The sequence below is a fragment of the Acidovorax sp. 1608163 genome (assembly GCF_003669015.1).
Classification (GTDB): Bacteria; Pseudomonadota; Gammaproteobacteria; order Burkholderiales; family Burkholderiaceae_C; genus Acidovorax.
This window is the reverse complement of the sequence record NZ_CP033069.1, coordinates 3,161,589-3,184,721: the sequence shown is the minus strand read 5'-3', so window position 1 is coordinate 3,184,721 and position 23,133 is coordinate 3,161,589. Positions and strand designations below refer to the sequence as shown.

General features: G+C 64.8%; 16 protein-coding genes and 2 pseudogenes. 6 read left to right on the top strand and 12 right to left on the bottom strand.

Annotated elements, in window-relative coordinates; all coding sequences use genetic code 11:
* Positions 1-13: 13 nt before the first annotated feature.
* Genes EAG14_RS14055 through EAG14_RS14045 form a run of 3 tightly spaced genes read left to right on the top strand, consistent with a single transcriptional unit; the run spans position 14 to position 3,735 of the window.
* Entirely contained in the window at positions 14-1,162 is a 1,149-nt protein-coding gene (locus EAG14_RS14055) for a mannitol dehydrogenase family protein (RefSeq protein WP_121729249.1), read from the top strand.
* A 54-nt stretch (positions 1,163-1,216) separates the two neighbouring features.
* The gene (locus EAG14_RS14050) at positions 1,217-2,758 is read left to right on the top strand and encodes a UxaA family hydrolase (RefSeq protein ID WP_121729248.1); all 1,542 of its coding nucleotides are present in this window, start codon (positions 1,217-1,219) and stop codon (positions 2,756-2,758) included.
* Entirely contained in the window at positions 2,758-3,735 is a 978-nt protein-coding gene (locus EAG14_RS14045; RefSeq protein WP_121729247.1) for a sugar kinase, read from the top strand. The genes EAG14_RS14050 and EAG14_RS14045 overlap by 1 nt, the downstream gene beginning before the upstream one ends.
* A gap of 30 nt (positions 3,736-3,765) precedes the next feature.
* Here the strand turns inward: EAG14_RS14045 and EAG14_RS14040 are convergent, their stop codons facing one another.
* Positions 3,766-4,809 (bottom strand): patatin-like phospholipase family protein, encoded by a 1,044-nt coding sequence (locus EAG14_RS14040; protein WP_121729246.1) that lies wholly within the window; start codon positions 4,807-4,809, stop codon positions 3,766-3,768.
* Between the two features lie 290 nt (positions 4,810-5,099).
* Between EAG14_RS14040 and EAG14_RS14035 the strand changes: the two genes are divergently transcribed.
* Positions 5,100-5,735, top strand: coding sequence for a hypothetical protein (locus tag EAG14_RS14035; protein ID WP_121729245.1), 636 nt, complete (start codon positions 5,100-5,102; stop codon positions 5,733-5,735).
* Between the two features lie 49 nt (positions 5,736-5,784).
* On the opposite strand, the gene EAG14_RS14030 is transcribed toward EAG14_RS14035, so the two are convergent.
* From EAG14_RS14030 to EAG14_RS14020, 3 genes are all read right to left on the bottom strand, one after another.
* Positions 5,785-6,552: an ABC transporter permease gene (locus EAG14_RS14030; RefSeq protein WP_099654872.1), complete on the bottom strand. Its 768-nt coding sequence runs from the start codon at positions 6,550-6,552 to the stop codon at positions 5,785-5,787.
* 11 nt (positions 6,553-6,563) lie between these two features.
* A complete protein-coding gene (locus tag EAG14_RS14025) occupies positions 6,564-7,388 on the bottom strand; it encodes an ABC transporter ATP-binding protein (RefSeq protein WP_099740654.1) in 825 nt (274 codons plus the stop codon).
* A gap of 79 nt (positions 7,389-7,467) precedes the next feature.
* Positions 7,468-8,496 (bottom strand): ABC transporter substrate-binding protein, encoded by a 1,029-nt coding sequence (locus tag EAG14_RS14020; protein WP_121729244.1) that lies wholly within the window; start codon positions 8,494-8,496, stop codon positions 7,468-7,470.
* Between the two features lie 395 nt (positions 8,497-8,891).
* On the opposite strand from EAG14_RS14020, the gene EAG14_RS14015 reads away from it, so the two are divergent.
* The gene (locus EAG14_RS14015) at positions 8,892-9,710 is read left to right on the top strand and encodes an HDOD domain-containing protein (protein WP_099654875.1); all 819 of its coding nucleotides are present in this window, start codon (positions 8,892-8,894) and stop codon (positions 9,708-9,710) included.
* An 85-nt stretch (positions 9,711-9,795) separates the two neighbouring features.
* Here EAG14_RS14015 and EAG14_RS14010 read toward each other — a convergent pair whose 3' ends face one another.
* The 8 genes and pseudogenes from EAG14_RS14010 to EAG14_RS13975 all read right to left on the bottom strand — a co-directional run bounded on the left by EAG14_RS14010 (position 9,796) and on the right by EAG14_RS13975 (position 21,815).
* Complete coding sequence (locus tag EAG14_RS14010) at positions 9,796-12,108, bottom strand: NADP-dependent malic enzyme (RefSeq protein ID WP_121729243.1); 2,313 nt, start codon at positions 12,106-12,108, stop codon at positions 9,796-9,798.
* Positions 12,109-12,655: 547 nt separating this feature from the next.
* A complete protein-coding gene (locus EAG14_RS14005) occupies positions 12,656-14,506 on the bottom strand; it encodes a methyl-accepting chemotaxis protein (RefSeq protein WP_121729242.1) in 1,851 nt (616 codons plus the stop codon).
* Between the two features lie 102 nt (positions 14,507-14,608).
* The gene (locus tag EAG14_RS14000; RefSeq protein ID WP_121729241.1) at positions 14,609-15,886 is read right to left on the bottom strand and encodes a C4-dicarboxylate transporter DctA; all 1,278 of its coding nucleotides are present in this window, start codon (positions 15,884-15,886) and stop codon (positions 14,609-14,611) included.
* A gap of 175 nt (positions 15,887-16,061) precedes the next feature.
* Positions 16,062-17,305, bottom strand: a pseudogene (locus tag EAG14_RS13995) (ArgE/DapE family deacylase).
* Positions 17,302-19,080, bottom strand: a complete 1,779-nt coding sequence (gene uraD / locus EAG14_RS13990; RefSeq protein WP_121729240.1) for a 2-oxo-4-hydroxy-4-carboxy-5-ureidoimidazoline decarboxylase — start codon at positions 19,078-19,080, stop codon at positions 17,302-17,304. The pseudogene EAG14_RS13995 and the gene uraD overlap by 4 nt, the downstream one beginning before the upstream one ends.
* A 77-nt stretch (positions 19,081-19,157) precedes the next feature.
* Entirely contained in the window at positions 19,158-20,108 is a 951-nt protein-coding gene (puuE, locus tag EAG14_RS13985) for an allantoinase PuuE (RefSeq protein ID WP_121729239.1), read from the bottom strand.
* Positions 20,109-20,158: 50 nt separating this feature from the next.
* A pseudogene (locus EAG14_RS13980) lies at positions 20,159-20,823 on the bottom strand (GntR family transcriptional regulator).
* Positions 20,824-20,891: 68 nt separating this feature from the next.
* Positions 20,892-21,815 carry a LysR family transcriptional regulator gene (locus EAG14_RS13975; protein WP_121729238.1) on the bottom strand — a complete coding sequence of 308 codons (924 nt, stop codon included), beginning with the start codon at positions 21,813-21,815 and terminating at the stop codon, positions 20,892-20,894.
* Positions 21,816-21,984: 169 nt separating this feature from the next.
* Between EAG14_RS13975 and EAG14_RS13970 the strand changes: the two genes are divergently transcribed.
* Positions 21,985-23,067, top strand: a complete 1,083-nt coding sequence (locus EAG14_RS13970) for a tartrate dehydrogenase (protein ID WP_121729237.1) — start codon at positions 21,985-21,987, stop codon at positions 23,065-23,067.
* Positions 23,068-23,133 lie beyond the last annotated feature (66 nt).

The window sequence follows — 23,133 nt, the reverse complement described above, 5'->3', positions numbered from 1 at the left end:
GGGGCGCACAGACATGGCTCTTCCGATTCTTCAGTTTGGCACCAGCCGTTTTCTGCTGGCGCATGTGGACCTGTTCGTGTCGCAGGCGCTGGCGCACAGCCACGGTGCCAGCGATGCGCTGGGAGGCATCACCGTGGTTCAGACCACGGACCGGCCCGACGGTGCCGCACGCATTGCCGCCCTGGCCCAGGGCCGTGGCTACCCGGTGCGCATCCAGGGGCTGTCGGGCGGCCAACGCATTGATGACACCGTGCAGTGCACGGCAGTGCGCGAGGCCTGGCAGGCATCCCGCCACTGGCCCGCGCTGCGCGCCGCCATGGCGACCGAGGTGCGCGTGGTGGTATCCAACACCGCCGACAAAGGCTATCTGCTGGACGAGCGCGACACGGCTGGGGCGCTGGCCGAGGGCCGGCCTGCGCCCCACAGCTTTCCGGCCAAGCTGCTGGTGCTGCTGCAGGGGCGCTGGCGTGCCGCGCCGCAGTTGCCCCTGACGCTGCTGCCCTGTGAGCTGATTGAACGCAATGGCGAGGTGCTGCGCGACGTGGTCGTGGACCTGGCGCGGCAATGGGGGCAACCTGAGGCCTTCCTTGCCTGGCTGGGCGCGCACTGCGTGTGGGCCAACTCGCTGGTGGACCGCATCGTCTCGGAGGCCATCGAGCCCGTGGGCGCTGTGGCCGAGCCCTATGCCGTGTGGGTGGTTGAGCGCCAGGACCGGCTGCAGCTGCCGTGCAAGCACCCCTGCATCGTGTTGACCGACGACCTGGCGTTCTACGAGCGCCTCAAGCTCTTTTTGCTCAATGCGGGCCACACGTTTCTGGCTGAGCGCTGGTTGCAAGAGGGCCGCCGTGCCGACGAAACCGTGCGAGAGGCTATGGCCGATGCACCGCTGCGCGCTGCCCTGGAAGCGCTGTGGACGCAGGAGATCCTGCCCGTGTTCAGCGCCCTGGGCTTGGCCGCACGGGCGCAGGCCGATGCCTATCTGGTGGACGTGCGCGAGCGGTTTGAGAACCCCTTCCTGAACCACCGCATTGCCGACATTGCGCAAAACCATGCGCAAAAGAAGCAGCGCCGCTTTGGCCCCATCCTGGCGCTGGCGGCAGAGCATGCGCCCGATCTGGCCCAGCCGCGCCTGCAGGCGGCCATGGCCTCCACCCTCCCTTGAGCTGGCGATGCCACCGCTGTGCGGTGCATTGCCACCCAACCCGTCCTTCTCACCATGAACACCCCCACGCAGTCTCTTCCCCCAGCGGCCCTCCAGTTGAGTGCGGCCGACAACGTGGCCGTTGCACGCCAGGCCCTGGAGGCCGGCGCCACCCTGCAGGTGGGCGTGCACACCCTGGTGCTGCGCGATGCCATTGCCTCAGGCCATAAGGTGGCGTTGCGGCCCATCGCGCAAGGCGCGCCTGTGCTCAAGTACGGGCAGAACATCGGTGTGGCCACGGTGGACATTCCGATGGGTGCCCATGTGCACGTGCACAACGTGGGCATGGCCGAATCCCAGCACGCCCACACCGCCGGGGCTGGTTACCAGCCCACGGCCGTGGCGCCGCAGCCGCTCACGTTTGATGGCTATGTGCGCCCCGATGGCCGCGTGGCCACGCGCAACTACCTGGGCGTGATCGCCAGCGTGAACTGCTCGGCCACCGTGTGCCGCCATATCGCTGATGCGTTCAAGGATGAAGCACTGGCCGCCTTCCCCAACGTGGACGGCGTGGTTGCCATCACCCACGGCAGCGGCTGCGGCATGGGCGGCAACGGCGAAGGGCTGGCGCTGCTGCAGCGCACGCTGCGCGGCTATGCCAACCACCCCAACTTTGCGGGCGTGCTGGTCATTGGCCTGGGTTGCGAGGTCAACCAGATCGCCCCGCTGGTGGAAACACTCAGCGCCCGCACACCGGGCATGTTTGCTACGCTGACCATCCAGGACGAAGGCGGTACGCGCGAGACCATTGCCCAGGGCAAGGCCGTGCTGCAGGGCATGCTGGCACAGGCCAACCAGGCGCGGCGCGAGCCGGTGCCACTGAAGCACCTCACCGTGGGGCTGCAGTGTGGTGGCTCGGATGGCTACTCCGGCATCAGCGCCAACCCGGTGCTGGGTGCGGCGGTGGACCTGCTGGTGCAGCAGGGCGGCACAGCCATCCTGTCGGAGACTCCCGAAATCTATGGCGCCGAGCACCTGCTCACGCACCGCGCCGCGTCGCCGGCCGTGGCCGACAAGTTGCTCCAGCGCCTGGCCTGGTGGGAGGGTTATGCCGCCCTGCATGGTGGCGACCTCAACAACAACCCTTCGCCCGGCAACAAGGCCGGGGGCATCACCACCATCCTCGAAAAATCGCTGGGTGCCGTGGCCAAGGCGGGCAGCACGGGGCTGATGGACGTGGTGGAGTACGCCGAGCCCGTGCGTGCCCACGGCCTGGTGTTTATGGACACGCCGGGCTACGACCCGGTCTCGGCCACCGGCCAGGTGGCTGGCGGCGCCAACCTGATCTGCTTTACCACCGGGCGCGGCTCCACCTACGGCTGCAAGCCCACGCCCTCGCTCAAGCTGGCCTCCAACACGCCCATGTTCACGCGCATGTCGCTGGACATGGACTTTGACTGCGGTGGCATTGTGGATGGCCGCCAGACCATCCAGGAGGCCGGCGCCGCGCTGCTGCAGCTCATGGTGGCCACGGCCTCGGGCCAGCGCAGCAAGAGCGAAGACAATGGCCTGGGTGACAACGAATTCCTGCCCTGGCAACTGGGCGCGGTGATGTGATGAACACGGCACAGACCTCTACCTCCACCGTCCAGGCCCTGGACGTGCTCACCGTCGGCGAGCCCATGGCTTTGTTCATGGCCTTGCAGCCGGGCGAGCTGCATGTGGTGCCTGACTTTCGCCGCGTGCCTGCGGGGGCCGAGCTGAATGTGGCCACTGGCCTCGCCCGCCTGGGCCTTGCTACCGGTTACATCACGCGCCTGGGGCAGGACTCGTTCGGCAACTTTCTGCGCGGCGTGCTCGCCCATGAAGGCATTGACACGCGCTACGTGGTGGCCGACGCCTCCCACCCCACGGGCTTCATGCTCAAGACCCGCAGCGACGATGGCAGCGACCCGCAGATCGAATACTTCCGCAAGGGCTCGGCCGCCAGCCACCTGAGTGTGGCCGATGCGCCCGTGGATGAGGGCAACACCTTTCCCGCGCGCCACCTGCACCTTACCGGCATTACCCCCGCACTGTCGCCCACCACGCGCGAACTGGCCTTTTACCTCGCCAGACAGGCCCGTGCGGCCGGTGCGTCCATCTCGTTTGACCCCAACCTGCGCCCGCGCCTGTGGCCCTCAACCGAGGCCATGGCCGAATGCATCAACGCTCTGGCCGCGCTCAGCGACACCGTGCTGCCTGGCCTGGCCGAAGGCCGCCAGCTCACTGGTCGACACACGGCTGAAGACATCGCTGTCTTCTATCTGGAGCGTGGCGCAAGGCAAGTGGTCGTCAAACTCGGCCCCGAGGGGGCGTACTACGCGCAGCAAGGCGGCGCATGTGGCATGGCCCCCGGCCTGCGCGTGGAACGCGTGGTGGACACCGTGGGCGCGGGCGACGGCTTTGCCGTGGGCGTGGTCAGTGGCCTGCTGGAAGGCCTGGCGCTGGCGCAAGCCGCTGCGCGTGGCAATGCCATTGGCGCCCGCGTGGTGCAGTTCCCTGGCGATGCCGATGGCTTGCCCACGCGGCAGGAGCTGGACGAAGGCCGATAGCCATCGGCGGCCTGCGTCTCGCTGACGGATTTACTTCGGCGCCGAGCAGGAGTCGTCCAGCCGGGCCATGCCTGCCAGCTTTTGCAGGCTGCTGCGTTTTTCAAGGCAGGCTTGGTACTGGGCTTCGGCTGCTTTTTGCTGGGCGGTGCGCGCAGCGTTGGCACGGTCGGTTTGCAGTTGGGCGATGCGTTCGCGGATTTGGGGCATCACGGCCAGGGCGGCCTTTTCACCTTCCAGGATGGCATTGGCGCGTTGGCTGAAATCGGCTGAGCCAATGTCCAGCACCTGGGGGCGGATGATGACGTCGGCGCGGGCCAGTTCGGCCTGGCCGAGCTTTTGGCCCATGATGGCGATGGACTGGCCCAGCGTGCCCAGCATGTCGCCGGGCGATTGGCCTCGGGCCTTGTTGGAGATGTCCACGGCGATCACGATATCGGCTCCCAACTGGCGCGCAGCATCCACCGGCACGGGGCTTACGATGCCGCCGTCCACAAAGTGGTACTTGCCGATGGTGACGGGCTGGAACACGCCCGGCACGCTGCTCGATGCGCGCACGGCCTGGCCCGTGTTGCCGCGTGCAAACACGGTACGTTCGCCGTCTTCGAGCCGCGTGGCCACGGCCACGAAGGGCTTGGTCATTTGCTCCAGAGGTTTGCGGCGCACTTGTTCGTTCACATAGTCTTCCAGCTTCTGGCCTTGCAGCAGGCCGCCGGACGACCACTGCAGGTCGCGGATTTTGGCCTCGTCCAGTGCCACGGCTTTTTCCTGCATCTCAAAAGCGTTCATGCCGCTGGCATACAGCGCACCGACCACGCTGCCTGCGCTGGTGCCAGAGACCACAGCGGGCGCGAAGCCGTTGGCCTCCAGCATCTTGATCACGCCGATGTGTGCAAAGCCTTTGGCTGCGCCGCCACCCAAAGCGATGCCGACCTTGATGGGGGGCACTGTGGGCGCTGCCGTGGTGGCTGTGGCCGGTGCGGCCGCCACAGGCTGGGTGGGCTGTGTGCCGCCGCATGCAGCAAGGCCCGCGCAAATCAGCAGCGCCAGTGGGCGCAAGAAAACGTCCAACCGCATGTGCAGGATCCTGTTGTCATTCGAGGCGGGGAGTGTAGCGGCTGGGGTTTGGCCCAGGTGTTGGCTATGTCAAGCGCATGGGGGAGTGTGGCGGGCCATGGCGTGCGCGATGGGTGGGTTCGCGTTCGCGGGCAGACGCCAAAGTCTTTCTTGTTTGGCAGCCCTGGCGCCTGTGTCCCAGCTTCTGGTGCGGTGCGGCTGCCTACAATGCCGCTTCATTTTGATTTGCACCTGCCTGCGTTCGCGGCCATCCAGGGTGTTGTTTCTTCCGGTATCGAGGTGCCCTGATCATGACGTTGAAGTCCCCTTGGCTGGCGCTTGTGCTGGTCGCCGCCCATTCTTTGGCGTCTGCCGGGGATCGGCTGGCTGTGGGCTGCCAGACGGTGGCGCTGATGCTTGATGACAGGCTGACACCCTATGCGCTGGACCGCCTGTGGGCCAGTGGCGACCCAGCCCCTGGCGCCCCCGCCGTTTTGCAGCTTCGGGGTTGCGACGGAGCCTTGGTGGACAGCGTCACGCTGGAGGCCCCTCTGGCCCGGCTAGACCACGCTTTGCTGCGCGGTGCACATGTCCCCACGGTGCTGGTCACTGTGGACTTGACGGCGCCTGCAGGCAGCTATAGCGGCTTGCTGACCCGGCCAATCCAGGTCATGGGCAACCGACTGGCGCCTGCACAGGCCCGCGCTGCAAGGGGGCAGTGGCAGCCCATCGTGCTGGCCCACACCGGCAAGGCCGCATGGAAGAGGGTGCGGGTGGGCGCTGCGGAGCAATTGCTGTCGGTCCGCAGCGAGCCGCAGGAGGGGCACTTCACGACCCGCTACCGCCGCTACATGCAAACAAAGCAGGGCTGGGCCGTGCGTGCGCGCACGCAGCCTGGGCTGTGGGAGTCGGACGGAGACTTTCCTTCGCGCCGGTCTTTTCCCTGAGCGGGGGCATGCGGGGAAGTGCCGACCGGACGGCCCCCCCGCGCCTGGCTCATTCGCCCTGGGAACCTCGGTGCGCCCACCCTGTGGTGCGCTTCTCGACCCAGCTGAACAGCTCGTACATGGCCATCGCCATCGCGCCCACCACCATCAGCCCGGCAAAGGCCAGGCCCATTTGCATGGACGAGCCCGCGCTGATGAGCAGGTAGCCGATGCCTTCGTTGGCGGCCGTCATCTCGCTCACCGTGGTGCCCACAAAGGCCAGGGTGATGGCGACCTTGAGTGAGCCATAGAAGTAAGGCAGTGAGCGGGGCAGGCCCACCTTGGTCAGTACATCCCAGCGCTTGGCGCCCAGCACGCGCAGCACGTCTTCGAGCTCGGGCTCCAGCGTGGCCAGGCCCGTGGCGATGTTGACCATGATGGGGAAGAAGCTGATGAGAAAGGCCGTGAGGATGGCGGGACCCACCCCAATGCCGAACCACACCACGAGGATGGGAACGAAGGCCGCTTTGGGCAGGGCGTTGAAGGCCGTCATCAGCGGGTACACGGCGGCATAGGCCAGGCGCGAGCTGCCAATCACAAAGCCCAGCAGCACCCCCACGACGATGGCGATACCAAACCCCGCCATGGTGACCCAAAAGGTGCGCCAGGCATGGCCTGCGATGACGCCACCAAACTCCACCAGCTGCGTGCCAATGGCCCAGGGGCTGGGGAAGATGAACTCGGACACATTGAAGGCCGAGCAGATGATTTGCCACAGCAAGATGGTGGCCGCGAGCAGCAGCCAGGGGGACCAGCGTTCTACGGTTTTTTTGTGCATGGGGTCTGGCCTTATTGCTGGATGGGCGCGCCAGCTTTTCGCATGGCGCCAATGTGGCCGCGCAGCTCGTGCACGATGTCGGTGAACTCTTTGGTGTAGGTCACTTCCAGGTCCCGGGGGCGGGGCAGGTCAATCTCACGCTTGACCACAAAGCGGCCGGGGCTCTTGCTCATCACGTACACCGTGTCGGCCAGAAAGGCACTTTCGCGCAGGTCGTGCGTGACCAGGATGACGTTGAACTTCTGCTCGGCCTGCAGGTCGCGCAGGATGCACCACAGCTCCTCGCGCGTGAAGGCGTCCAGCGCGCCGAAGGGCTCGTCCAGCAGCAGCATCTTGGGCTCGTGGATGAGGGCGCGGCAGATGCTGGCGCGCTGCTGCATGCCACCCGACAGCTGCCAGGGGAACTTGTCCTCGTACCCCGCCAGCCCCACCTTTTGCAGCAGCTTGCGGGCACGCTCTTCGTATTCCTTGCGCTTTTGCTTGAAGTGGCTGCGGTAGGGCTCCACGATTTCCAGTGGTAGCAGCACGTTGTTGACTGTGGTGCGCCAGGGCAGCAGCGAGGGCGCCTGGAACGCCATGCCCGAAACTTTGAGTGGCCCGGTTACGGGCTGGCCGTCGATGAGGATTTTGCCCATCGATGGCATCTTCAGCCCCGTGGCCAGCTTCATGAAGGTGGACTTGCCACAGCCCGACGGACCGACGATGGCAATGAACTCGCCCTGGCGGATTTGCAGGTCGATGGCTTCGACCGCAAAGTGGTTCTGCGCGCGCAGCTCGTCGTTGTAGGCGAGCCAGACATCGCGAAAATCCACGAAATAGGATTCGGCAGCCTGCATGGTTTTAAGTAAAAAATGCCTCTAGCGCTTATTGGATAAGCGCTAGCAGCTATTGAATTGATAGTGGCGCAGGCGGGGCTTATTTCTTCGGCAGGATGTTCAGCTCGGTGGCGCTGGGCAAGAAGCTGCCGTTCCACACATCGTCTGCGTTCACGCGGGTCTTGGTGTTGAAAGCGTCGGACACCTGCGACGCCATCAGCGACAGGCGGCCCGGTTTGGCTTGGCCGAAGCCTTCGGCGCGTGCATCGGCGCTGTTGACCACGGTGTCGATGGCCAGTTGCAGGCGGCGCGTCTCCAGTGCCACGTTCACGATGCCATCGCGTGCGCGCACATGCTCGATGGCGGCAGCGGGGTTGGCGATGACTTCCTTGGCCCCTTTGGTGAAGGCCGACAGGAAGGCCTTGACGGCGGCCGGGTTCTCCTTGATGAGCTTGGGCGACGCAATGATCACGTTGCCGTACAGCTTCACGCCAAAGTCGGCATAAGGCAGCACGACAACGTCGGCAGTCTTCACGCCCCGGGCTTCCAGGTTCAGCAGCGAGGTGAAGGTGAAGCCAGTGATGGCATCCACGTCGCCGCGCACCAGCATGGTCTCGCGCAGTGGGGGGTCCATGGCCGTCCATTGCACGTTGCCGACCTTGTTGGCTTTTTGGAAGATGGGGAAGGCGCGGCGGCCTGCATCGAACACCGGGGCGCCCAGCTTTTTGCCAGCCAGGTCGGCGGGCGTGGCGATGCCGCTTTTCTTGAGCGCCATCACCGATGCGGGCGTGTTGTTGTAGACCATCATCACCGCCACCGGTTTGTTCTGCGCGTCGGGGTTGTTGGCGTGGAACTCCATCACGGCGGCCAGGTCAGCAAAGCCCATGTCGTAGGTGCCCGAGGCCACGCGCTGCACTGCGCCGCCCGATCCGTTGCCAGCGTCCACCGTCACGTCCAGCCCTGCGGCCTTGAAGTAGCCCTTGGCGGCAGGCTGCAAAAACAGCGCAGCCGGGCCTTCAAAGCGCCAGTCCAGCTGGAACTTGATGGGCGTGCTTTGCGCATGCGCCACAGGCAATGCGCTGGCCAGCGCCAGTGCTGCTGCAGTGTGCATGAACGTTCTTTTTTTCATGGGATAGCTCCTGGCGGTTGCCAAATAAGAAGAGAAGGAAGAGGGTGCCTGTACAGGCTAGTCAGCAAAAACGATGCCCGCTTTCAAACACATTACCGGGTTTTGACAGGGGTGGCTCAGCGCGTCAAACCATTCTTCACCGAAGTGGTGCGGCTGGGCATGGAGGGTTTCCCGAAATGGTGCGTGCGCCGTTGCAACGGATTGGGACAAACACGCAGACGGGGGCGCGGCCGCGGTGGTACAACGAAGTCGCAGCATCCAAAAATCAGGGCATTGCCTCGCAGACCACAGGCGCTGCTGGACAGGGTTCCTGGGGATGGGTGCGCAGCCCGTTGCACTGCAGCGCGAAGGCTTGCGTCTTCGGGTTCTTTAAAGACCCACGAGAGGGCTCACCCATGCCACATCTGACCGAGTTTTTTGACAACGTGCAGTTGCCCACCATGCCCGACGTGGCGCGGGACCTGGTGGCGACGATGCAGGACGACGACATCCCGTTTGAGAAGGTGCGCAATGCCATCGCGCGTGACCCGGCCCTGACGGCCAAGCTCATCCGCCTGGCCAACAGCGCCCGCTTTGGGCTGGCGCGACAGGTGGCCACGCTGGATGATGCGCTGACCCTGGTGGGGCTGAACCAGGTGCGCACCCTGGCATTGGCGGCTTGCATGAGTGGCATGTTCAAAGACACGCCGGGTGTGGAGGCCGATGCCTTCTGGAAGGAGAGCATGGCCACTGCAGGGTATGCGCAGTGGCTGGCGCGCACGCTGGGCTCGGATGTGCAGCAGTCCTGGCTGGCCGGGTTCTTGGTGCGCATTGGCGAGTTGATCATTGCGCAAAAGGCGCCAGAGCAAATGGCTGCCATTGAGCAACTGCCCCACCAGGCGGGCGGCCGCTGGGAGCGTGAAAAGCGCCTGCTGGGCTTTACCGAGGCGCAGGTGACGGCCGAGCTGGCCAAACGCTGGCGCTTCCCCGATTCGATCGTGCGGGCCCTGGAAACCGCCGAAGACCCCGTGGCCGCGACCCCGTTCTGCCGTCTGGGCGGCATCGTGCATGTGGCCATGCTGCTGGCAGAGATCGGGCTGGAAGAGCCCAAGTCCCCCGCCGACACGATTGCCAGCCTGCCTGAGGAGATCAAGCAGGCGCTGCAGCTGGACTCGGAATGGCTGGCGGAGCACCTGCCGCCGGTGGCGGACTTTGTGGATGTGGCCGTGCACTGACGCGACCGTGTTCAAGTCTGCGGTTCAATCCCTCCCCAAAAAGAAAGGCCCCGAAGGGCCTTTCTTTTTGGGGAGGGCGAATCGATCAGGCCACGCGCGCTGCAGCGCTGGCCACGGCCAGGGCTGTCATATTGAACACGCGGCGCACGGTGGCCGCAGGCGTCAGGATGTAGGCCGTGGCGGCCGAGCCCATCAGGATCGGGCCCACCGTCACGCCACCGCTGGTGGTGGTCTTGAGCACGTTGTAGAGGATGTTGGCAGCGTCGATGTTCGGGCAGACCAGCAGGTTGGCCGAGCCGCTCAGGGTCGAATCGCCTTCGGCCATGTAGCTCTTGCGGATGCCGGGTTCCAGCGCGGCATCGCCGTGCAGTTCGCCATCGCACTCGATCTCGGGGTGGCGCGCCACGAAGATGTCGCGTGCTTCGCGCATCTTGCGGGCCGAGGGGCGCTTGGACGAGCCGTAGCTCGAGTGCGACAAAAACGCCACCTTGGCCGGAATGCCAAAGCGCTGCACTTCCTGCACCGACATCCAGGCGATGTCGGCCAGTTGCTCGGCCGTGGGGTTCTCGTTCACATAGGTGTCGGCGATGAACAGTGAGCCCTGGTTGGTCATCAGCGCATTCAGTGCGGCGTAGTCGTTGGCGCCCGCCTGGCGGCCGATGATGCTGTGGATGCGCTCCAGGTGCGTTTCGTACAGGCCCACCAGGCCGCAGATCATGGCGTCGGCGTCGCCGAGCTTGACCATCAGCGAAGCGATGATGGTGTTGGAGCGGCGCACGGCGGCCTTGGCCACTTCGGGGGTGGCACCGTTGCGCTTCATCAGCGCGTGGTAGTGCTCCCAGTATTGGCGGAAACGTGGGTCGTCTTCAGGGTTGCACACCTCCACGTCCTTGCCAATCTGCATGCGCAGGCCGGCCTTTTCAATGCGGGCGGCAATCACGGCGGGGCGGCCGATCAGGATGGGGTGGGCAATCTTGTCGTCGATGGCCATCTGCGCGGCACGCAGGGCGCGCTCGTCTTCGCCATCGGCGTAGGCCACGCGCTTTTGGGCGTCAGGCAGGGCCTTGGCGGCTGTGACCACGGGGCGCATGAGCATGCCGGTTTGGTAGACAAAGCGCGACAGGCTCTCCTTGTAAGCCTCCATGTCTTCGATGGGGCGCGTGGCCACACCGGATTCGGCGGCGGCCTTGGCCACGGCGGGCGCGATCTTGAGGATCAGGCGCGAGTCGAACGGCGTGGGGATCAGGTAGTCGGGGCCAAAGGTCAGCTCTTTGCCTGCGTAGGCGTTGGCCACTTCCTCGCTGATGTCGGCCTTGGCCAGGTCGGCAATCTGGCGCACGCAGGCCAGCTTCATGGCCTCGGTGATCTTGGTGGCACCGCAGTCCAGCGCGCCCCGGAAGATGTACGGGAAGCACAGGACGTTGTTGACCTGGTTGGGGTAGTCCGAGCGGCCGGTGGCAATGATGCAATCGGGGCGCACGGCTTTGGCCAGCTCGGGGCGGATTTCGGGCTCGGGGTTGGCCAGCGCCAGGATGATGGGCTTGGCCGCCATCGTCTTGACCATTTCGGCTGTGAGCACGCCGGGGGCCGAACAGCCCAGGAACACGTCAGCGCCGTTCACGGCATCGGCCAGGGTGCGGGCGTCGGTCTTTTGCGCGTACTGCGCTTTGGATTCATCGTAGCCACCAGGGCGGCCTTCGTAGATCACGCCCTTGGAGTCGCACACGAAGATGTTCTCCCGCTTGACGCCCAGGCCCACCATCACGTTCAGGCAGGCAATGGCAGCGGCACCGGCGCCCGACACAGCCAGCTTCACGCTGCCAATGTCTTTGCCCACCAGCTCCAGCCCGTTGAGCAGGGCGGCGCTGCTGATGATGGCAGTGCCGTGCTGGTCGTCATGGAACACCGGGATGTTCATGCGCTTGGACAGCTCTTGCTCGATGTAGAAGCACTCGGGGGCCTTGATGTCTTCGAGGTTGATACCGCCCAGCGTGGGCTCCAGGCTGGCGATGATCTCGATGAGCTTGTCTGGGTCGCGCTCGGCCAGTTCGATGTCGAACACATCGACGCCCGCAAACTTCTTGAACAGGCAACCCTTGCCTTCCATCACCGGTTTGCTGGCCAGTGGGCCAATGTCGCCCAGGCCCAGCACGGCCGTGCCGTTGGTGATGACGGCCACCAGGTTGCCGCGGGAGGTGTAGTCAAACGCCTTCGATGGGTCCGCCGCAATGTCGAGGCACGGATAGGCCACGCCGGGCGAGTAGGCCAACGACAGATCGCGCTGGTTGGACAAAGGCTTGGTGGGGGTGACCGCAATCTTGCCCCGGCTGGGGTTGCGGTGGTATTCGCGCGCTGCGTCGCGCAAGGCCTGTTCGGCGGCAGACAGGGACTGGGTCATAAAAAACAATGATGGTGCGAAACGGTGAAATGAGCTTACTGCATGCCCAGCTCCAATGCGCCATAGACCTCATGCCTTGTGTGCATGAGTTAAGCCATTGGGCCATCATGGGGCCCGGTCTTTGGTCTTTGCGCTGGAACCACTGGCTGCGAGGTGGGCGATAAAGTCTTCAGTGGTCAGGTGTTAGAGATTCTCTGCGTAAGCCAGGGGGCCCATGCGCCTTGCTGATCGAAGCAGGCCGCCGGGCGCAAAGTCTGGCAATAGCTGGTGTAGCTACTGCGAGATTTTGCTACGAAGTAGACCGCTCTGGAACGCAGATGCGCACGACGGGGGGGTTGGGTGGGCCTCAAAGCGGCTCACCAAACTCTCTGGTGTCGGCCCCGTCTTGTCGCGTTGCTTGCAATGTCTGCGGCCAAATGCCTGGGCAGGGCCGCTGTACTGGGTTGTGTGAATCGCTCCAAGCATCAATGCACAGCGCTGGGCCGTTGGCGGCGAAGACTAACGGATTTCGCCACCGCCCCTAAGGGGGATGGTGGTCAGATGCCTTTCAACGTGGCGATGGCAATCGCTGGGTGCTCTGGTGAAAAGTCGCGGAGGAGCCCGAGGCCTCCAGCGTGAAACCTGCCACGGTGCGCGAGAGGTTGTGGGCCTGTTCATTGAGCACTGCCGATGCGGCGGTGGATTCCTCGACCAAGGCCGCGTTTTGCTGGGTGGCGCGGTCCATTTCTGTGATGGCCTGGTTGATCTGGCTGATGCCTGTGCTTTGCTCGGCCATGGAGCCGTTGATTTCACCAATGGTGAGCGTGACGCGCTGGATGCTCTGGACAATGGCAGACATGGTTTCTCCCGCCGCCCGCACGCGCTCTGAGCCCGTCATCACACTGGCACTGGATGCGTCAATGAGGGTCTTGATTTCTCGGGCGGCTTCGGCGCTGCGCTGTGCCAGGCTACGCACCTCGCTGGCCACCACCGCAAAGCCCCGGCCCTGCTCACCTGCCCGTGCAGCTTCCACGGCTGCATTGAGCGCCAGAATGTTCGTCTGAAAGGCAATGGAGTCGATCACCCCGATGATCTCGCCGATCTTGGTGGACGCTTTGGAGATGTCGTCCATCGTAGCAACGGCACTGGCGACGACTTCGCCCCCCTTGAGTGCCGAGGCACTGGCATCGCCTGCCAGCTTGGTCGCCAAGCCCGCAGAGTCTGCGGATTGCTTCACCGCCACAGTCAGCTGCGAGAGCGACGCCGAGGTCTCTTGCAGGCTGCTGGCAGACCCTTCTGTGCGGTTGGACAAATCCTGGTTGCCTGCACGGATTTCATCGGTCGCCGTTTTCATGGATTCGACACCGTTGCGCACGTCCTTGAGCACGGTACTGATCTGCTCCACAAAGGTGTTGAACGCTGATGCGATCTGAGCGACTTCATCCTGCCCCGAAACGGGCAGCCGCTGTGTGAGATCTCCGCCTCCTGAGCCGATCTTGTGCATGGCGTCACGCACTTGGGACAGGCGGCGAAACGATGTGGCGGTGAGCAGTCCGGCAATGCCTGCGGCGAGCAAAGCCAGCAGCACGATGGCAATGGCCAGTGTCTGCAGCACGCTGCGCAGGCCCGCAGTGGCCTCGGCCTTGTCCAGTGCCACCACCAGGGTCCAGTCGGTGCCTTGCACCGCGCGGCCCTTGAGCAGCTTGGCAACGCCAGCCAGTTCCACTTCCAGGGGCTGGCTGGATTTCGTCAGGTTGGCCAGCGCAGCAGGTGCCAGCAAAGGGGAGACCTCGGTAGCGGGTTTGAGTGCCAGCTTGGAGTCTGCGTGTGCCAGGATCAGCCCGTCGCTGTTGACCACGAAAGCCATGCTGTTGGGGGTGGGGCGGATGGTCGATACCACCTCTCGAACCCCATCCAGGGGCACGGCACCGCTGACCACGCCTTCGAGCTTGCCGCTGCGCAGCATGGGGGCAACAAATGCCACGTAGGGCACACCGGTGGTGGAGTCTCCATACGGCTTGGTCACCGCAAGCTTGCCTGCCTGTGCAGCGGTTTTGTACCAAGGGCGTGCCGTGGGGTCGTACCCCGGTGCCGTCGATGTGGTGGAGAAAAAGGTTTTGTCCTCCCAGCCCACCGTCGTGATGGGAAAACCACTGGCTTTGCTGAGCTGGCGCACAAATCCCTGCGGGTCTCCATGTTCGACCACCGCCGCCGTGGCTTGTACGGCCATGGCCTTGGCGGCAACCCACTGGTCAATCGCTGTGGTGTTGCCTGCCGTGATGGCGTCCAGATCCTGCTCGATGGTGGCGAAGGTGTTGGAGCGCGTGATCGAGTAGGTGGCTGCCCCCGTGACTGCCAAGGCGCCTATGACTGTGGCTGTGCTGATGGTGAGTATCTTGGCGCGCAGGGTTTGAATCATGGGTTGCTTTCAAAAAGAGGTCTCTGAGAAATTACACCCTGGATTCGCCGCAGTTTTGCACTTTTTTACAAAGTTGTGTTGTGAGGGCACACCAATGCTTGTTCACTCTCTATCTGGCAGTTTTTCGCCGTTGAGCACCGCTTGGGCTCTCTGCCGGTCAATGTCACCTTCCCAGGCCGCAATGGCCACGGTGGCCACGCAGTTGCCGATCAGGTTGCCCAGCGCCCGCGCAATGCCCATGAACCAGTCCACCGAAAGCACCATCACCAGACCAATGGCCGGGATGGCGGGAATGGCCTGCAGCGTGGCAGCCAGCACCACAATGGCTGAGCCCGGCACGCCGTGTGCGCCCTTGGATGTGACCAGCGAAATGGTCAGAATGGTCAGCAAATCGGTCATGCCGATGGGCGTGTTGGTGGCTTGGGCGATGAACACAGCCGCCAGCGTGATGTAAATCGAGAACGCATCGAGGTTGAACGAATAGCCGGTGGGAATCACCAAACCGACGGTCGAGTCCCGCACGCCCAGATGCTTGAGCTTGGCCATCACCTGGGGCAACACACTGTCGGAGGAGGTCGTTGCGAAAACGACCGCCAGCTCCTCGCGCAGGTAGCGCAGCAGTTTGAAAAGGCTCAGGCCCGACAGGCGCATGACCGTGCCCAGCACCACCACGACAAACAACGCGACGGCGAAGTAAAAAAGACCGACCAGCATGCCCAGCTGCTTGAGCGAGCCGATGCCGTACTTGCCCACCGTGAACGCCACAGCACCCAGCACCCCCAGAGGCGCAAGCTGGATGATCAAGCCCATGGCGCGAAACAGTACTGCCGAGAAATCGTCGATCAGCGCCACCACGTTTTTGCCGCGCTCGCCGACCAGTGCCAGTGCACAGCCAAACACCATGGAGAACAGCAGGACCTGCAGCACGTCTCCCGTGGCAAACGCGCTGACTGCCGTGGTGGGGATGAGCTTGAGCAAGAAGTCACTGAAGCCTCCGCCAGAGAGCTTGTGCGCGTTGTCTGCGTAGCTGCTCATGGCGGCGGCGTCCAGCGCCTTGGGGTCAACGTTCATGCCCACCCCTGGCTCAAAGACAAAGGCCAGCAACAGCCCAAGCACCAAGGCGATGCTGGTGATCACCTCAAAGTAAATCAACGATTTCACACCCAGCCGGCCGACGCGGCGCAAGTCGCCTGTGCCTGCGATGCCGTGCACGACCACGCAGAACACGATCAGCGGGACCAGCATCTTGATCAGTTTGATGAAACCATCGCCCAGCGGCTTGAGCTGCACCGCCCAGTCAGGCCAGAGCAGTCCCACCACGACCCCGGCGATCAGTGCCAGCACGACGCGGCCAAACAGTGAGCGAAAAAAGCGTTGCATGAAGAGTTCCCGTTGATTGGCGATTTATGTACGCGAAAATTGCATACAAAAAGTGTAGACATGAATGTCTGCCGGGAACTGCGGGTTATCCCTGCTGAACGTCCGCTGCGGGCATAAAAAAGCCGGGCGCGCAGGCCCGGCATGGTGTGAGGTGCCAACGAAGTGGCCAGGTCGGTTACCCCAGCAGATCGCTCAGCGCCCGTGCGATCACCTTGGTGGCACGGCGCAGGTCTTCGAGTTGAAGGCGCTCGTCAGCGCGTTTGGCGTGCGATTCGAGCACAGTGCGCGGCCCCGCGCCATAGATCACGCCGGGAATGCCGCGCTCTACATACAGGCGCACGTCGGTGTACAGCGGGGTGCCCACGGCGGGCACGGGCTCGCCCAGCACCGCCTGTGCGTGTTTCTGGATCGCATCAACCAGCGGCTGGTTGCCCGCCAGTGGCGTCATGGCGTTGGCCAGCAGCAGGCGTTTGATCTCGACGCTGAGCCCGGCGCGCTCGGCCGTGGCCTGTGTGATGGTGTGGCGGATGGCGGCCTCCACTTCCACCGGGTTTTCCTCGGGATCATGCGGCGGTCGAGTTTGAAGGTGACCTTGCCCGGTACCACGTTGGTGTTGGTGCCGCCTTCGATGCGGCCCACGTTCAGGTAGGGGTGCTTGATGCCCGCGACGTTGGACGTGACCTTCTTGTACTCGTCGTTTTGCGCGTACAGCGCGTTCAGGATGTGCACCGCGCCCTGCAGCGCATCCACGCCGGTGTGGGGCACGGCGGCGTGGGCCATCTTGCCGTGCACGGTCACTTCCATTTGCAGGCAGCCGTTGTGGGCGGTCACCACCTCGTAGCTGAAGCCGGCGGCAATCATCAGGTCGGGCTTTGTGAGGCCGTTCTTCAGCAACCAGCCAGGGCCCAGTTCACCGCCAAATTCTTCGTCGTAGGTGAAGTGCAACTCCACCGCGCCCTTCGTGGGCTTGGCGACGGCTTCCAGCGCCCGCACGGCAAAGGTGAAGCTGGCAAAGTCGCTCTTGCTCACGGCGGTGGCGCGGCCGTACATGGCGCCATCCACGATCTCGGCGCCATAGGGGTCGTGCGTCCAGCCTTCGCCGGGGGGCACCACGTCTCCGTGGGCGTTCAGGGCAATGGTCTTGCCGCCGTCACCCTGCGCACCGTACTTGCGGCGCACGATCAGGTTGGTGATGGACTCCATGCCGTAGGCCTTCACGTCGGCAGCGGGCACAGCGTGCTTCTCGGCCTCGTAGCCAAAGTCTTTGAGCAGCTCTGCCGTGCGTTCGGCATGGGGCGCGTTGTTGCCGGGCGGCGTGTCGGTGGGCACGCGCACCAGGGCCTGCAAAAAGTGCACTTCCTCATCAAAGTTCTGGTCGATCCAGGCGTCCAGGGCGGCGTAGTTGTTGTTCGTAGTCATGGTTGTGGTTCCTCGGCAAGCTGGTGCAGCACCTGGGTGAAGGCGTCCACGGCCAGCTGCATGTCGTTGTTGGTGGTGGATTCGAGCGGGTTGTGGCTGATGCCCGAGTTTTGGCCGCGCACGAACAGCATCGCCTGCGGCATGATTTCGTGCAGTTTCATGGCGTCGTGCCCCGCGCCGCTGGGCATGCGGAACACCGGCACACCCAGTGCATCCACAGCACGCTCCCAGTGGTGCTGCAGCGCGGGCGCGCTGGGTGCCGCGGCGGCGCGCATGGATTCTTCCAGGGTGTAGCGCAGGCCGCGCCCCTGGGCAATGCGGGCGAGTTCGTCCAGCACATCGCGCACCAGGGCGTCTCGCTGCGCGTCGGTGGGGGCGCGCAGGTCCAGGCTGAATTGGCAGCGCCCCGGCACCACATTGATGGAGCCGCCGGGCACGTTGAGCAGACCGATGGTACCCACCGAGTCTCCGTCCTGCGCAGCGCGTTGTTCGATGAAAAGCGCCAGCTCGGCCACGGCGACGGCGGCATCGCGGCGGCGGTCCATGGGGGTGGTGCCCGCGTGGCTGGCGGTGCCAATCATCTCGGCCACAAAACGCACGCCGCCGTTGATGGAGGTAACCACGCCCAGGGGCAGGTCCAGTTCGTTGAGCACCGGGCCCTGTTCAATATGCACCTCGACAAAGCCCAGGTACTGCGCCGGGTCGCGCTGCAGCTTGGCAATGTCGTCAATGCACAGGCCCGCGTGCTGCATGGCTTCGCGCATGGTCACGCCGTCGGCGTCCTTCTGGTCCAGCCAGGCGGGGTTGAAGTGTCCGATGAGCGCGCCCGAGCCCAGGAAGGTGGCCTTGTAGCGCTGGCCTTCTTCTTCGGCAAACCCGATGACCTCAATGCCGAAGGGCAGGCGTTTGCCCGCGCGGTGCAACTCGCGCACACAGGCCATGGGCACGAAGATACCCAGGCGCCCGTCGTACTTGCCGCCGTTGCGCACGGTGTCGTAGTGGCTGCCGGTCATGAGGTAGCGTGCGCCTTCTGTGGCCGGGTGGTAGCGGCCCACCACGTTGCCCACGGCGTCGATCTCCACCTCGTCAAAGCCGCAGTCGCGCATCCAGTGGCTGATGCGCTGCGCGCAGGCGCGGTGCGCGTCGGTGAGGTATGTGACGGTGAGCTGGCCCTTTTTGGCAAAGCCGGGGTCGGAGTGTTCGGCCAGTTTTTCCTGCCAGTCCCACACGTCGTTGCCCAGAACGGGCTCGGCGGCGAACTTGTCGGCCAGCCGAATCTCGGCAATGCGGTGGATGTTGCGCAGCGCCTCGGCCACTTCAAACTCGGGGTGGTTATCGAGCCGCCGGGCAAAGGTATCGATGATTTCGCGCTTGGAAAGGCCCATGCCGCGTGGCCCGCGCACCGCCAGGATGAACGGAAAGCCAAAGCGCTCGTTGTACGCCACGTTGAGCTGCTGGATGCGCTCAAACTCCTCGGGCGTGCATTGTGTGAGGCCTGCTTTGCTTTGCTCGTGGGTGGATTCGGCGGTGAGGCTCTTGGCCACCATGGCTTTGCCCGCCAGCTCGGGGTGGGCGCGGATCAGGCCGAGTTGCGCCTCGGTGTCCGCTGTGCGCACCACCTGCGCCATGGCGTGCTGCAGGTGCGCCATGCTGCGAAAGGGCCGCTGCGCCAGGGCCTGCTCGGCAATCCAGGGCGAGTGTTCGTACAGCCCGTCCAGCAGCGCCAGCGCTTCGGTGGGGCTGGCGGCGTTGAGTTGTTCCAGGGTCAGTGGCATGGTGGGTGCTTCAAAAAAGTGAGCTGCTCGCGCTTGATTGATAAGCGCTGGAGGCCAATTTGATTCATCAATGGGGCTCACACGGCGGGTGCCGGGTGGTGCTGCGCCCAGTGGCGGGCAATGTCGATGCGCCTTGCCACCCATACCTTGTCGTGCTGCGCAATGTGGTCCAGAAAGCGCTGCAGCGCCGTGATGCGGCCGGGGCGGCCCAGCAAGCGGCAGTGCATGCCGATGCTCATCATCTTGGGGGCGTTGTCACCGGCGGGGTCCCCCTCGGCGTACAGCGCATCGAACGTGTCCTTCAGGTACTGAAAGAACGGGTCGGCGTGCGAGTAACCCTGGGGCAGGGCAAAGCGCATGTCGTTGCAGTCCAGCGTGTAGGGCACGATGAGCTGGTGCACCGCCGTGCCGTCGGTGCGCTGCACCTTCATCCAAAAGGGCAGGTCGTCGCCGTAGTAGTCGCTGTCGTAGGCAAAGCCGCCGTGGTCGGCCACCAGGCGGTGGGTGTTGGGGCTGTCGCGGCCGGTGTACCAGCCCAGTGCCCGTTCACCCGTCATGCGCTCAATGATGTCCATCGCCTCCTGCATGTGGGCGCGCTCCACCGCTTCGGGGATGTGCTGGTAATGGATCCACTTGAGGCCGTGGCAGGCGATCTCGTGGCCCAGTTCCACAAAGGCAGCCGTCAGCTCGGGGTGGCGCTGCAGCGCGGTGGACACGCCAAACACCGTGAGCGGCAGGCCGCGCTTTTCAAACTCGCGCAGGATGCGCCACACACCCGCCCGGGAGCCGTATTCGTAGATGCCTTCCATGCTCATGTGCCGCTCGGGGTAGCTGGCGGGGTTGAACATTTCCGACAGGAACTGCTCGCTGCCCGCATCGCCATGCAGCGTGGCGTTCTCGCCGCCTTCTTCGTAGTTCAGCACAAACTGCACCGCAATGCGGGCGCCGCCGGGCCACTGGGCGTGGGGCGGGTTTTTGCCGTAGCCGATCAGGTCACGGGGGTAGGGGGCGGTGGCGTCGTAGATCATTGTGGGTGGGCTTGAAAGGGGCGGGTCAGGCTGCACGGCCAAGACAGGGCTCAAGACAGCGCCAGAGACAGGTCGTTGATGGGCGCTGGGCGGTCAAAGATCAGGCTTTCTTCCACATGCAGCAAATGTGCCTGCATGAGCTGCACGGCGTGCTCTTCGTCCTTGGCCCCCAGGGCCTTGACGATGTCGGCGTGCTCTTCGTGCGAGTGTTCGGCAGCGCTGGCGCTTTGGTACATCAGCGTGATGAGCGAGCAGCGCGAGATCAAATCGCCCAGCATCTGCGCCAGCACCTGGTTGCCCATCAGCTCGGCCATGCGCACATGGAAGTCGCCCAGCAGCTCGGTGCGCTCGGGCGCATCGCCTTGGGCCACGGCCTGCTTCTCGCGGGCCACATGCTCGCGCAGGGCGCGCAGCTTGGTGGGGGTGACCTGGCGCATGAAGGCGCGCACCATCTCGGCTTCGAGCATGCGGCGCACGGCAAACACCTGGCGCGCCTCGTCGGCGGAGGGGCGGCCACAAAGGCGCCCCGCGCGGGCTCCAGCCGCACCAGGCGGTTTTGCGCCAGCTGAAACAGCGCCTGGCGCACCAGCGTGCGCGACACGCCAAAGTGGTCGGCCAGCTTTTGTTCGGCCAGCTTGGTGCCCGGCTGCAGGCGGTGCTCGACGATGGCGCGGGTTAGGCGCGTCACGATGAGGCTGGTGGTCGAGTTGTCCATGCGCTGCATGATAGCCGCAAGCGGTGTTTTGTATACACTTTTGGTGGACTGTTTAAGGTGAAAAGGGCTCAATCCCCCGGCGTGCTGCTGGCAAACCGCCCCACCAAAAAGTCCACAAACGCCCGCACCCGCGCCGCTGCCTGGTGGCGCTGGGGGTAGATGGCGTAGATATCGGCTGGGGGCGTGTGGTGGTCTGCCAGCACCTGCACCAGGCGGCCGCTGCGCAGGTAGCGGGCCACGTCCCACTCGGCGCGCATCACGATGCCGTGGCCCTCCAGCGCCCAGTTCACGGCGATTTCACCGTCGTTGGTGCTCAGGCCTCCACGCACCTTCACCACCTCCACCGCGCCGCTCTTGCGGGCGGGGCTCAGCCGCCACTGGCCGTAGGCGTCGTCGCCCTGGCGTATGCCTATGCAGTCGTGGCGGGCCAGGTCGCTCGGTATTTTGGGGGTGCCGCGCTGCGCCAGGTAGGTGGGCGACGCGCACAGCAGGCGCCGGTTGGGGGCAATGCGCCGTGCAATCACGCGCGCGTCGGGCGGCTCGCCAAAGCGGATGCACACGTCAAACGCGTCCGACGCCAGCGGCGGTGGGTCTACCGACAACTGCAGTTGCACCTGCACTTGCGGGTGGCTGCGCACAAAGTCCGAGATCAGCGGCGCAATGTGGCTGCGCCCAAAGCCCAGCGTGGCATTCACCCGCAGCAGCCCCTGCGGGGTGGATTGCGTGCGCGAGACCAGCTGCTCCATGTCGGCAATGTCGGCCAGGATGCGCCGCGCGTGCGCCAGATAGGTCTCGCCCTCGGGCGTGAGGCTGACGCGCCGCGTGGTGCGGTTGAGCAGCTGCACGCCCAGCCGCGCCTCCATCTGCGCCAGGCGCTTGCTGACGGCGGGCGTGCTTACGTTCAACTCGCGCGCCGTGGCCGAAAAACTGCCGCAGCGCGCCAGCAGGCTGAAGAACGCCATCTCGGAAGGGGCAGAAAGCGGTGTGCTCATTGTTTCTTTCAAGTTAACAACAGGATAACTTGAAGGGTGTCTTTTTGAATCCGATGCTCGTTAGATTTGGCCCATGGCGGCTTTGTGAACCGGTTCTCAGGCCAAGACCCCATGGATGCCGAGAACACCCCGCCACCGCAGACCCCCCTTCAGATCAGGAGACCATGACATGACCCAAGCCACCCCCAAAACCCACCGCATCGCCTGCATCCCTGGCGACGGCATTGGCAAGGAAGTGATTCCCGCCGGGCAAGAAGTGCTGCAGGCCCTGGCCGCATCCCAGCCCGGCCTGGCGTTTGAGTTCACCAGCTATGGCTGGGGCGGCGACTGGTACCGCGCCCACGGCGAGATGATGCCCACCGATGGCCTGGCGCAACTGCGCGGCCAGGACGCCATCCTGTTCGGCTCGGCGGGCGACCCACACATCCCCGACCACATCACGCTGTGGGGCCTGCGGCTGAAGATTTGCCAGGGGTTCGATCAGTACGCCAACGTGCGGCCCACGCGCATCCTGCCGGGCATTGATGCCCCCCTCAAGCGCTGCGCGCCGCAAGACCTGGACTGGGTCATCGTGCGCGAAAACTCCGAGGGCGAATATGCCGGTGTGGGCGGTCGCGCCCACCAGGGCCACCCCATCGAGGTGGCTACCGACCTGAGCGTGATGACCCGCGCCGGGGTGGAACGCATCATGCGCTACGCCTTCCGCCTGGCCCAGTCGCGCCCCCGCAAGCTGCTCACCGTCATCACCAAGAGCAACGCCCAGCGCCACGCCATGGTGATGTGGGACGAGATTGCACAGCAGATCAGCCAGGAGTTTCCAGATGTGAAGTGGGACAAGGAGTTGGTGGACGCCGCCACCGCCCGCATGGTCAACCGCCCGGCCACGCTCGACACCATCGTCGCCACCAACCTGCACGCCGACATCCTCTCGGACCTGGCCGCCGCGCTGGCAGGCAGCCTGGGCATTGCGCCCACCGGCAACATCGACCCCGAGCGCCGCTACCCCAGCATGTTCGAGCCCATCCACGGCTCGGCCTTCGACATCATGGGCAAAGGCCTGGCCAACCCCGTGGGCACGTTCTGGAGCTGCGTGATGCTGCTCGAACACCTGGGCGAGCACGCCGCCGCCCAGCGCCTGATGGCCGCTATCGAGCAAGTGACTGCCGATACCACCCTGCACACCGGTGACCTGGGTGGCAAAGCCACCACCGCGCAGGTCACCCGCGCTGTGTGCGAGCGGCTGGCCGCCTGAGTCCGCAAAGCGCAAGCCCCGCGCAATTCCCCAGGCCACGCACGCAGCCCAGCAAGAGGCGCGGCG

Coding starts and splice junctions, on each gene's coding strand:
- EAG14_RS14000 (WP_121729241.1), bottom strand. CDS start 15,886: ATGCAACGCTTTTTTCGCTCACTGTTTGGCCGCGTCGTGCTGGCACTG.
- EAG14_RS14015 (WP_099654875.1), top strand. CDS start 8,892: ATGCCACATCTGACCGAGTTTTTTGACAACGTGCAGTTGCCCACCATG.
- EAG14_RS13975 (WP_121729238.1), bottom strand. CDS start 21,815: ATGAGCACACCGCTTTCTGCCCCTTCCGAGATGGCGTTCTTCAGCCTG.
- EAG14_RS14035 (WP_121729245.1), top strand. CDS start 5,100: ATGACGTTGAAGTCCCCTTGGCTGGCGCTTGTGCTGGTCGCCGCCCAT.
- EAG14_RS14045 (WP_121729247.1), top strand. CDS start 2,758: ATGAACACGGCACAGACCTCTACCTCCACCGTCCAGGCCCTGGACGTG.
- uraD (WP_121729240.1), bottom strand. CDS start 19,080: ATGCCACTGACCCTGGAACAACTCAACGCCGCCAGCCCCACCGAAGCG.
- EAG14_RS14020 (WP_121729244.1), bottom strand. CDS start 8,496: ATGAAAAAAAGAACGTTCATGCACACTGCAGCAGCACTGGCGCTGGCC.
- EAG14_RS14005 (WP_121729242.1), bottom strand. CDS start 14,506: ATGATTCAAACCCTGCGCGCCAAGATACTCACCATCAGCACAGCCACA.
- EAG14_RS13970 (WP_121729237.1), top strand. CDS start 21,985: ATGACCCAAGCCACCCCCAAAACCCACCGCATCGCCTGCATCCCTGGC.
- EAG14_RS14040 (WP_121729246.1), bottom strand. CDS start 4,809: ATGCGGTTGGACGTTTTCTTGCGCCCACTGGCGCTGCTGATTTGCGCG.
- EAG14_RS14010 (WP_121729243.1), bottom strand. CDS start 12,108: ATGACCCAGTCCCTGTCTGCCGCCGAACAGGCCTTGCGCGACGCAGCG.
- EAG14_RS14050 (WP_121729248.1), top strand. CDS start 1,217: ATGAACACCCCCACGCAGTCTCTTCCCCCAGCGGCCCTCCAGTTGAGT.
- EAG14_RS14055 (WP_121729249.1), top strand. CDS start 14: ATGGCTCTTCCGATTCTTCAGTTTGGCACCAGCCGTTTTCTGCTGGCG.
- puuE (WP_121729239.1), bottom strand. CDS start 20,108: ATGATCTACGACGCCACCGCCCCCTACCCCCGTGACCTGATCGGCTAC.
- EAG14_RS14030 (WP_099654872.1), bottom strand. CDS start 6,552: ATGCACAAAAAAACCGTAGAACGCTGGTCCCCCTGGCTGCTGCTCGCG.
- EAG14_RS14025 (WP_099740654.1), bottom strand. CDS start 7,388: ATGCAGGCTGCCGAATCCTATTTCGTGGATTTTCGCGATGTCTGGCTC.